We start from the raw sequence: 10,175 nt of genomic DNA, 5'->3' as shown, positions 1-10,175 counted from the left end.
ACAGCTGCACATCCTTTCCGCGGCAACATCAGGCCCTAGAAGCGGTGCTGCTGCTCTCTGACAACGTATCTGCAAGAACCTGATCGGAAATCTTGCCACCCGGCAGCATTACTTACTTCTCTTTTGCTAGCAATCAAGCTACAATCATTGGCCGCAACAGAGAAGACCTGGCATCATGAACAAGGAGAAAATTCCCCAACAGATGTGCGCCGCGGTCTGGCGTGGCGGCTCCGAGCTCTCTATCGAAGAAGTACCGGTCCCGGAGGTAAGAGCCGGCGAAGTGCTGGTTCGAGTAGAAGCCTGTGGAATCTGCCCCACAGACATCAAGAAGATAGACTTTGCACTGTGCCAGCCGCCAACAATATTCGGCCACGAAACCGTAGGCAGGGTCGTTGCAGCCGGAGCCGGAGCCGGTGAACATCTGGGTCGACGAGTAGCACTTTACCACCATGTACCCTGCCGGAGGTGCCGCTTGTGCGACCTTGGTCTCTATAGCCAGTGTGAGGTGTACAAGAAAACCGGCACCACAGCAGGATTTAACCCTGCTGGAGGTGGCTGGGCTGAATATGTCAGGGTTGCCCCGTGGATTGTCACAGGGGGAGGCGTGGTGCCGCTGCCAGAACCGCTGCCAGCGGCCATAGCAATACTCATGGAACCTCTCAACACCTGCCTCAAATGCATCCTGACACTCCCCGGTGAGAGCGGCACCCTCGTCATTCTCGGTCAGGGTCCGGTGGGTCTCATGTTGACTGCACTCGCCAGAAAGAAGGGCTGGCGCGTCTTTGCAGTGGAGCCGCAGCCAGCAAGACGAGCAACGGCTCTCCAGTGTGGTGCTGAGGCAGTATTTTCACCAGAAGAGGATCTGGCTGGCAAACTTCAACAGGCAGCGCCACCTCTGGGTCCTGATGCGGTTATTGCCGCTACGGATAATGAGAAAACCATAAATGCAGCTCTGCGAGCACTTCGACCAGGAGGTAGACTCATACTTTTCGCTCATACTCGGCAAGCGCAGGAGTTCTGCTTTGATGCGGGCCAGGTGGGTGTGGCTGAGAAGCAGATCCTTGGAAGCTATTCTTCTTCCATTGAACTCAATGATGAGGTCCGAGCATTGCTCGCTGACGAGAACTTTCCCGGCCGCTATCTCGTAACCCACACATTTCCTCTAGAGGAGATAAACCTGGCCCTCGATCTTGCCCGCACGCCCAGAGCCGGCTCGTTGAAAGTTGCCGTATCTCCTGACAATTGAATAACAGATATGACGCTAGGAGAGGAAGATGGTTATGAACGCCACGGTGCCTGAAACAATGTGGGCCTGCCTGCTCTATGGCAAAGAGGACCTCCGTCTCGAGCGCATACCGGTTCCCGTACCCCGGGATGGCGAACTGTTAGTCCAGGTGGAGGCGGCCCTTACCTGCGGTACAGACCTGAAGGTCCTCCTCAGAGGCTATCACGAGCGCATGATCACCCCACCAGCAGTGTTTGGTCATGAATTTGCCGGCCTGGTAGTAAGCAGCAAGAACAAGCGTTTTCCTGTTGGCAGCCGGGTAGTAGCAGCAAATTCCGCCCCCTGCGGCAGGTGTTATTTCTGCGAACTCGGCAAACCCAATCTTTGCAGAGAGGTCATCTTTGCCAACGGCGCCTACGCCGAATACACCGTGGTGCCTGCCCGCATCGCCAACACCAACTGCCACAGCCTACCAGACGAGTTGCCAGCCTTTAAAGCTGCCCTGGTGGAACCTCTCGCCTGTGCCGTAAAAGGGGTGGAGGATGTCGATGTCAGCACAGGCGAAAGCGTCCTCGTTATCGGCTGCGGACCTCTTGGCCTCATGTTGGCTCGCCTTTCAGTGTTGGCAGGAGCTGAAGTCACCTGTGTGGATATACTGCCAGCCCGTCTCGATATCGCTCGGCAGCTAGGGGCGGCTAATACTGTTGCGGGTTTACTTTCAGCTGAACTGGCCGCCAGTTTGCGAGCAGACTACTCAAAGCGGGGCCTGGGCTTCGATTGCGTCATAGAAGCGGTGGGCAGGCCAGAGACATGGAACCTTGCCCCGGAGCTCGTAAGACCAGGAGGCCGGGTCAATCTCTTCGGCGGCTGCCCCCGCGGTTCAGAACTGCGGGTAGACACCACCAGGCTCCACTACGATGAAATTCGTATATACGCCTCTTTTCACCACACCCCCGAAACAGTGCGCAAGGCTCTCGAGCTCGTGGAAACTTCCCAGGTGCCGGCACTCACCCTCATCGGCGAGGGAAGGTCTCTTCTGGATCTGTCCCATGTGCTGGCTGAAATGCGTGCGGGGAGCGCTCCGCCCAAGACCGCAATTCTCCCCCAACTTCCCCAGGGAATCCGCCTGTCGCCTGCAGAACTGGAGGAACAGGCAGCACTCAGCCGCTCGTCACCCAGGGAACCTGCCGCCATGCAGGCCGTGTAAGGGCGAAGAAGAGGAGCTCGGCTAGGGCTAGGGTTACGAGGCCCGTTTCGGCTACCGGCCACGTTGTTCGGCTCTTCCTTCGTTGCTGTGACCCGTTCACTTTCGCGGCAACATCCCCGTCCCACGTTTATCGGTTACGGCCAGGGCTACGATGCCCGTTTCGGATGGTGGCCACGGCTCTCGGCTAATCTTGACTTACAACAAAGGTCAAAGAGAAAAGCTCTCCAAGTGGCACGGCAGGAATGTCTGCGGAGCAAAGAACATTCGGAGCCACCGACAACTCATTACCCGCAACCTGGTTAGCCGAGGTTAATATGAAACCGTGGCCTGCCCACAGGCCAACTGAGGCTACCTGGAATTTGCGACTATGTTCTTTGCGGAGCAGGCCTTCCTGCCAAGCACCTCCACTCGGGGTGCTCGGCTACGGCCAAGCCTACGAGGCCCATTTCGGCTGGCGGCGACGTTGTCCGGCTCTTACTTCGTTGCCGTGGCACCTTTGACGGCTTCACCCCTGGGTATCTCCAAATCACCCCTCATGCCCGAGGTTGTCTACCGATTCTCATGTGGATGGGCCACTGGATGAGTCTCTGCTCTGCGGCGGTGCCCCAGGCCCGCTTCAGCTCATCCAGGATGAGCTGAACAGGATCCTCCTGCTTTGCCTCCCTGAATTTCTGGGCTGCCGACCAGGTGCCCAGATAGCCCACCAGATGTTCCAGACTCCAGGAAATCTCCATACCAAACTCTGGCGGCAACAGCTCTGAAAAAGGAAATGGTATGCTGCGGTAACCGTTGTCAACAAGTATCCTTTCAGGCGGCCAATAAGGGCCCACGATGTCTCTGTAATAAACAGCAATGACTCTATCGAGGGCAGGATTGATGCTGAGCAGGCTGTAGCAGAAAGCAGCGATTATCCCGCAAGGCTTGAGAACTCTCGCTGCTTCAACATAGAAGCTGTCCAGATCGAACCAGTGCAGCGCCTGGGCTACCACGATCAGATCTACAGAAGCTGTTTCGATGCCGCTTTTTTCTGCCGCAGCAACGTCATAGACAATATTGTCCGCCCCTGTTGCCCTGGCTATCTGCGCTTCGCTGGCATCAGTGGCAATAACTTGTTTGAAAAGAGGAGCCAAACCCAGCGCAGCCTGACCGCTGCCAGTGGCGCAATCCCAGGCCCGCGTGTTTGCCGGTGCTACTGTGGCCAGGTAATCGAACAGAGCTGAGGGGTAACGGGGTCTGTATGCCATGTAGGCCGCTGCCTGATCTGAAAAGTAGTCTTTGAAGGTTTCGGATGCCATGGGTGGAGTTCCCACAAGTCAGTTGCAGGCTGATCCTGCTGCCGCTGCATGCCTTTTAACGGGATTGGCGAGCTTGCCTATGCCTGTGATCTCGCACTCGACAAGCTGTCCCTCTCTGAGGAACACCGGTGGGGTCCTTTTGAACCCTACGCCCTCTGGTGTTCCAGTGAGAATTACTGTGCCGGGCAGCAGGGTCATGCACTGAGAGAGATAGGCCACGATCTCCGGGCAGGAAAAAAACATATCCGCAGTGTTGGAAGACTGCATGAGTTGGCCGTCCACACGACAGCTAATAGGCAGGTTGTCTCCATCCACATCAGTGGCAATCACTGGTCCCAGAGGGCAGAAGGTGTCGTAGCTCTTTGCCCTGGCCCATTGGCTTTCTGCAGCCTGCGCCGCCCTGTTAGTCACATCATTGGCAACAGTATATCCCAACACATGCTCCAGGGCCCTGTCTGCTGTTACGTTCCTGGTTTTCTTGCCGATGATAATTGCCAGTTCAGCCTCGTAATCAATCTCCTCAGGATTGTGCTCCGGCAAGACAATGGCGTCGCCCGGCCCGCAAACTGCGGTGGTAGTCTTGAGGAAAATCAAGGGCTTTTCAGGGTGAGGCAGGCCGAATTCCCGGGCATGCCGTTTGTAGTTGAGCCCCAGACAGATCACATTTGGCGGAGACACGGGAGGCAGCAGCTGTACGCTGCTGAGCTCGAGGGATTCTCCCCTCGGCTGCAGACCTTCAAATGGATCTCCGTGGCACGGTGATATAGTGTCTCGCTCGAGAATGCCGTAAACCGGTGAGCCGTTCTGCAAGAATCTCAATATCTTCATATTAGAGCTCCTTTGCCATCTGCTCTGAACGCATAGTAAATGAGCCTAGAGCAGGGAAGGCCCCTCTATGCACCCTGCCTGATATCGGTGCCACTGTCCACGAGGGACATTCCAGGCTCCGCAGCTTCTCCTCGAACCTGCCTGCATCACTGCAGATAGGTTCGTGCTCCAGCGAAGTGGCGAGAATAGTAGACATTGTCCAGTCGATCAATGCGGATTTGCTTCCCAGTGCCGGGAGCATGGATGAATTTTCCGTGTCCTATATAGATTCCCACGTGCGAGATCCTGTGTCCTCCAGAGGTGTAGAAAAAGACCAGATCTCCTTTCAGGAGCTTGCCTGGCGGGATCTGATAGCCGGTCTTGAACTGTTGTCGAGAAGAACGGGGCAATTTGAGGCCGTTGAGCCTGTAGACAGCCATGGTAAGGCCACTGCAATCAAAGCCTTTTCGTGGAGAAGAGCCGCCCCATCGGTAGGGAAGCCCCAGGTAGCTTGTTGCGGTGCGAACGAGGCGATTTCTAAGATCAATGGCTGCGTATTTTTTCTGAACGGTTGCAGCATGTTCATCGGGCTTCACCAGGTAGTATTCCCGAATGACTCCAGAAGCCACAAGGTTCTCAGCCTTGTGCAGAGCCTCTGTTCGTGAGGCAAAGTCGCCGCATCTTACCTTGAAGAGACCTGAACTGTGCCGAAAATAGTAGGCGTCCAGTCCACGAGATTCGAGCGTGCTGGTGAGACGGGCTGCATTGTCCACATTGGCAAAGGCGCCCAGCTGGATGGAGTATTTCATCCTGGGAAGTTCTGCTCTTGCTGCTGGATGTTGAATCTCTGGTGGTGGAGCAGGAATATGCGCTCTGCAGCTCACTGATAGGAGGAGGTAAAACAGTACTAGCAGCCGGCAATCTTCAGCAGAACGGGTGGGTCTGAGAACCATATACTACCTCTTGCACCATGAGGTCCGGAAATTCATCGGGCAATTTTACCGGTTTCATACCAGGATTCCAGTGGAATAGCAATGGCTTGCCCATTCCGCCCGGTGATGCCTCTCCTGCCATCACATCACGAGGTTTTTCCCTCGAGTTCTCCCGGCTACGGGAATTGGCTGAAAGCCATGGCCGCGGCTGAGCTCCGCGGGCGGAAGTGCTTGGCAAGAATGCCTGCGGAGCAAAGAACATTCGGAGCCACCGACAACTCATTTCGGGGAGCTCGGCTACGGCTACGGTCACGATGCCCGTTTCGGCTGCCCGCAAATATCACCCCTGGCCAGGTGGGTCTCTGCTTGCTCCCAGTTCCCTTTGATGCTATAGAATAATGTCTCACACAACCAGTTCAACGTCGGGAAGACGCCATGGAATACGAAGCCGTCATCGGCCTGGAAGTTCATGCTCAGCTCCTCACAGAAAGCAAGATCTTTTGCGGCTGCAGCACAAAGTTCGGGGCTGAGCCGAACACGCACACCTGCCCCGTATGCCTTGGAATGCCAGGTGTGCTGCCGGTGCTCAACAGAAAGGTGGTGGAATACAGCCTGCGCATGGCTCTCGCCACCCATTGCCAGATTGCTCCTCACAGCCGCTTTGCCAGAAAAAATTACTTCTATCCTGACCTGCCCAAAGGCTATCAAATTTCCCAGTACGAACTGCCGCTGGCCGAGAACGGCTGGATCGACATCGAGGTCAACGGAAAAAGCAGACGCATAGGTATAACTCGCATACACATGGAAGAAGACGCCGGCAAACTGATCCATGACGAAAATCAACCACTGAGCTACGTGGATTTCAACCGCACCGGCGTGCCCCTCATTGAAATCGTCAGCGAGCCAGATCTCAAAACGCCGGAGGAGGCTGCCGCCTATTTGCGAAAGCTGCGAGACATTCTCAGATACCTGGACATCTGCGATGGCAACATGGAGGAAGGAAGCTTGCGGTGTGATGCCAATATTTCCCTGCGGCCGCGGGGTTCTGAAGGATTGGGCGTCAAGACAGAGCTCAAGAATATGAACTCCTTTCGTTTCGTGCAAAAAGCCCTCGAGTACGAGATCAAGAGGCAAAGCGCCATCCTGCAGCAGGGAGGAAAGATTGTCCAGGAAACCCGTCTCTGGGACAGCAACAAGGGCATCACCCACAGCATGCGGGGCAAGGAAGAGGCCCATGACTACCGCTATTTTCCCGATCCTGACCTGGTTCCGGTGATAGTGGACCAGGAGTGGATAGAGAAGGTGCAGGCGGATCTTCCCGAGTTGCCAGACGCCAAAAAGGCGCGCTTTGTCGAGCAGTATAAGCTGCCGGAATACGATGCCGCCGTACTCACGGGCAGCAAGGAACTGGCCGACTACTTCGAAGCTTGTGTCAGCAGCTACCCTGAACCCAAGAAGGTCAGCAACTGGATAATGGTGGAGCTTCTCCGACAACTGAAAAGGGATGAAAGAGAAATCCAGCAGTGTCCAGTACCGCCTCAGGGACTGGCACAGCTGCTTGCCATGATCGACAAGGGCATTATCAGCGGCAAGATCGCCAAGACCGTATTTGCAGAGATGTACCGTACTGGCAAACCGGCTGAAACCGTGGTGGAAGAAAAAGGGCTGAAGCAGCTCACAGACAGGGGTGAGATTGGCAAGATAGTGGAGGAGGTGCTGGCGGCTCACACCCGAGAAGTGGAAGAATACCGAGGCGGCAAAGTCAAGGTCCTTGGCTTTTTTGTGGGACAGGTAATGAAGCGCACCAGGGGAAAAGCGAATCCCAAACTGGTGAACGAGCTGCTGCAAGAGAAGCTGTCACAAGAGGACAAGACCTCGTGACCCGACCTGGCAGCTGAAGGGAAACCCTTCCTGTTGTGCCATCCGTTGAGGCAGGCTTTCTATGGTTCCTACCATTTTCTGGCAAGAAGATCAGGTGGTCATGATTGATCAGCGCAAGCTCCCTCTCAAAGAGAGCTACGTGGTGTGCAGGAGCCTGGCGCAGGTGGTCGCCGCCATTCGCAAAATGGTCATCCGCGGTGCACCAGCCATTGGAGTGGCCGCTGCCATGGGCCTGGCCCTTGGCGCCAGCCATATCCCCACGGATAACCGCCGCACCTTTGAGCGCAGATTTCAGCAACTCTGCGAGCGAATGGCTGCAGCCAGACCCACTGCCAGCAATCTATTCTGGGCTATTCAGCGCATGAAGAAGGTGCTAGGCTCTCACCCCGAACTTGCAGTTGCTGCCCTGAAAGACCTGCTGCGACAGGAAGCAGACCGTTTGCTCGCCGAAGACCAGGCCTTGAACAGGCAGATTGGCCATCACGGACAGCAGTTGATTCCAGACGGGGCTGCTGTGCTTACCCACTGCAACGCCGGTGCACTGGCCACAGCCGGCTACGGAACTGCCCTCGGGGTCATACGCGCCGCCCGGGAGCAGGGAAAAAATATTCGCGTTTTTGCCGATGAAACCAGACCTTTTCTTCAAGGCAGCCGTCTGACCGCCTGGGAGCTGCAGCAGGAAAACATTCCTGTAACCATCATTGCGGACAGCAGTGCTGGCTATCTAATGAACCGCGGCCAGATAGACCTTGTTGTGGTTGGTGCTGATCGCATCGCCGCAAATGGAGACGCAGCAAACAAAATCGGCACCTATACGGTGGCGGTTCTTGCCAGAGAAAACGGTGTGCCATTCTATGTGGCCGCGCCTCTGTCCACAGTAGATTTTGCTCTGGCCAGCGGCACAGATATACCTATAGAAGAACGTGACAGCCGGGAGGTTACCCACGTTATGGGCAAGCAGGTGGCTCCCCCGGGGGTAAAGGCCTTGAATCCTGCATTTGATGTTACTCCCCATCATCTGATTGCCGGCATTATCACGGAAAGAGGCATTGCCCGAGAACCCTACAGCGAGTCTCTAGCAGGGATGAAGGAATCTGCATGATTGCCTTTCCAACATACCTATTAGTGGCGCAGGCTGATCTGCACTCGACAGCATCCGCCGACAGCAGTGCAGGTCTTGCGGCTGCAGCACCATATTGCCCTGTTTGACAATCTGTTGCAGAGGAGAACAACTATGGTCGAAAAAGCAGAAAAGATTTGGTTGGACGGAGCCTTTGTGAACTGGGACGAGGCCAATGTCCATATCCTCACTCACACAATCCATTATGGACTCGGAGTGTTTGAAGGCATTCGCTGCTATCAGTGTGAAGATGGCCGCTCAGCCGTGTTTCGCCTCCCGGAGCATGTAGAGCGCCTTTTTCATTCCGCCCACGCCGTCATGCTGCAGATTCCTTTTACCCAGGAGCAGATCAGCCAGGCAATTCTGGAAACATTGAAAACGAACAACCAGAAGGCAGCCTACATCAGACCGCTCGTCTTCATCGGTGATGGTGCCATGGGGCTCCATCCGCAGGATAATCCAATAAGAGTAGCCATTGTGACCTGGCCGTGGGGCGCTTACCTGGGAGAAGAAGGACTCAGCAAGGGAATACGGGCCAAGATCTCTTCCTTTACCCGCCACCATGTAAACATCATGATGACCAAGACGAAGGCCTGTGGCAACTATGTCAATTCCATCCTGGCAAAACTGGAAGTCACCCGTGACGGCTACGACGAAGCCATTATGCTGGACACCGAAGGCTACGTTTGTGAAGCCACCGGTGAAAACATATTCATGGTTCGCCAGGGTGTGCTCAGAACACCCCCTCTAACCTCGATTCTGGCCGGAATTACCCGCGATGCAGTCATGACTATTGCCCGCGATCTCGACATCGAGGTGCTGGAGCAGCGTTTTTCCAGAGATGAACTCTACATGGCCGACGAGGTGTTTTTTACCGGCACAGCGGCGGAAATCACTCCGGTTAGAGAAGTGGACCAGCGCACCATCGGACAAGGACGCCCCGGGCCGGTGACCCGGAAGCTCCAGGAAAGCTTTTTCCAGGTAGTCAAGGGCAACGAAGCCAGATATGAGCACTGGCTCACCTATCTTTGAAGGTAAAAATACTAAGGTCCAAAGGTTGATGGCAAAATGAAAGTGCACCCCCTTTACCGCCGCGCTGCTGCTGGCTAGCCTCAAAGCCAAGCCTGCGGCCGATATTACAACGGTGTCACGGGGCTATTGCTTCTCGAAATCGATATCAACACCGGACAACGCAGGCTAAAGCCTGCGGCTACCGTCTCGTTGCCATGCCTCCAATCCCCTGTCACGCATGGTTACCGATATTGGTTATCAGGTGCACTTTCATTTTGCCATCAACCTCTAAAAAATATCGTTTCAAACAATCTCTCAATAAGGCAGGGAACTACCATGGAGCTGGATGATCTCTATCAGCTTATTCCGGACTTCATGTGCACGCCTGGATGTCACGAGTGCTGCCGCAGCTTTGGTGTGCCTTCGCAGACAAAAGCAGAAGCGGAGCGCATCAAACAGTTCCTCCTGGAGCGGGGCAGAAAACCACAGCCAGCTCAGGGCACCACCTGCCCTTACCTCACAGAGGAAGGGTGCTCCATTTATCCGGTCAGGCCTCTGATCTGCAGGTTGTACGGAACGTCGGTGAACTATCTCTGCAAAGAGGGAGTGAAACCGCTCCGCCTGCTGCACGAAGATGAAGAGGCAGAGATCTTTCACCTGTACCAGAGGCACTTTTTCTGATCATTGGTTGTCAGTT

9 protein-coding genes are annotated in these 10,175 nt (G+C 55.3%); 6 read left to right on the top strand and 3 right to left on the bottom strand.

Annotated elements, in window-relative coordinates:
- Nucleotides 1-175: 175 nt before the first annotated feature.
- Both JRI89_14885 and JRI89_14880 read left to right on the top strand, forming a co-directional pair.
- On the top strand, nt 176-1,246 hold the full coding sequence (locus JRI89_14885) for an alcohol dehydrogenase catalytic domain-containing protein (protein MBW2072524.1): 1,071 nt from the start codon (nt 176-178) through the stop codon (nt 1,244-1,246).
- A 28-nt stretch (nt 1,247-1,274) separates the two neighbouring features.
- A complete protein-coding gene (locus JRI89_14880) occupies nt 1,275-2,432 on the top strand; it encodes a zinc-binding dehydrogenase (GenBank protein ID MBW2072523.1) in 1,158 nt (385 codons plus the stop codon).
- 533 nt (nt 2,433-2,965) lie between these two features.
- On the opposite strand, the gene JRI89_14875 is transcribed toward JRI89_14880, so the two are convergent.
- The 3 genes from JRI89_14875 to JRI89_14865 form a co-directional block, all read right to left on the bottom strand.
- Entirely contained in the window at nt 2,966-3,727 is a 762-nt protein-coding gene (locus JRI89_14875; GenBank protein MBW2072522.1) for a class I SAM-dependent methyltransferase, read from the bottom strand.
- Between the two features lie 18 nt (nt 3,728-3,745).
- The gene (locus JRI89_14870; protein MBW2072521.1) at nt 3,746-4,555 is read right to left on the bottom strand and encodes a fumarylacetoacetate hydrolase family protein; all 810 of its coding nucleotides are present in this window, start codon (nt 4,553-4,555) and stop codon (nt 3,746-3,748) included.
- 146 nt (nt 4,556-4,701) lie between these two features.
- Entirely contained in the window at nt 4,702-5,343 is a 642-nt protein-coding gene (locus JRI89_14865) for a C40 family peptidase (GenBank protein MBW2072520.1), read from the bottom strand.
- Between the two features lie 558 nt (nt 5,344-5,901).
- Here JRI89_14865 and gatB point away from each other — a divergent pair.
- The 4 genes from gatB (at nt 5,902) to JRI89_14845 (ending at nt 10,159) form a co-directional block, all read left to right on the top strand.
- Complete coding sequence (gene gatB / locus JRI89_14860; GenBank protein ID MBW2072519.1) at nt 5,902-7,347, top strand: Asp-tRNA(Asn)/Glu-tRNA(Gln) amidotransferase subunit GatB; 1,446 nt, start codon at nt 5,902-5,904, stop codon at nt 7,345-7,347.
- 61 nt (nt 7,348-7,408) lie between these two features.
- A complete protein-coding gene (gene mtnA, locus JRI89_14855; protein MBW2072518.1) occupies nt 7,409-8,449 on the top strand; it encodes an S-methyl-5-thioribose-1-phosphate isomerase in 1,041 nt (346 codons plus the stop codon).
- Between the two features lie 132 nt (nt 8,450-8,581).
- The gene (locus tag JRI89_14850; GenBank protein ID MBW2072517.1) at nt 8,582-9,499 is read left to right on the top strand and encodes a branched-chain amino acid transaminase; all 918 of its coding nucleotides are present in this window, start codon (nt 8,582-8,584) and stop codon (nt 9,497-9,499) included.
- 315 nt (nt 9,500-9,814) lie between these two features.
- Nucleotides 9,815-10,159, top strand: coding sequence for a YkgJ family cysteine cluster protein (locus JRI89_14845; GenBank protein ID MBW2072516.1), 345 nt, complete (start codon nt 9,815-9,817; stop codon nt 10,157-10,159).
- Nucleotides 10,160-10,175: the final 16 nt, after the last annotated feature.

This window comes from Deltaproteobacteria bacterium (assembly GCA_019309045.1).
GTDB lineage: Bacteria > Desulfobacterota > Syntrophobacteria > BM002 > BM002 > JAFDGZ01.
This window is presented reverse-complemented; position numbering and strand designations above follow the sequence as displayed.

Bases quoted from the DNA above. Each gene is read 5' to 3' on its own strand.
- JRI89_14885 (MBW2072524.1), top strand. From the start codon at position 176: ATGAACAAGGAGAAAATTCCCCAACAGATGTGCGCCGCGGTCTGGCGT.
- JRI89_14880 (MBW2072523.1), top strand. From the start codon at position 1,275: ATGGTTATGAACGCCACGGTGCCTGAAACAATGTGGGCCTGCCTGCTC.
- JRI89_14875 (MBW2072522.1), bottom strand. From the start codon at position 3,727: ATGGCATCCGAAACCTTCAAAGACTACTTTTCAGATCAGGCAGCGGCC.
- JRI89_14870 (MBW2072521.1), bottom strand. From the start codon at position 4,555: ATGAAGATATTGAGATTCTTGCAGAACGGCTCACCGGTTTACGGCATT.
- JRI89_14865 (MBW2072520.1), bottom strand. From the start codon at position 5,343: ATGAAATACTCCATCCAGCTGGGCGCCTTTGCCAATGTGGACAATGCA.
- gatB (MBW2072519.1), top strand. From the start codon at position 5,902: ATGGAATACGAAGCCGTCATCGGCCTGGAAGTTCATGCTCAGCTCCTC.
- mtnA (MBW2072518.1), top strand. From the start codon at position 7,409: ATGGTTCCTACCATTTTCTGGCAAGAAGATCAGGTGGTCATGATTGAT.
- JRI89_14850 (MBW2072517.1), top strand. From the start codon at position 8,582: ATGGTCGAAAAAGCAGAAAAGATTTGGTTGGACGGAGCCTTTGTGAAC.
- JRI89_14845 (MBW2072516.1), top strand. From the start codon at position 9,815: ATGGAGCTGGATGATCTCTATCAGCTTATTCCGGACTTCATGTGCACG.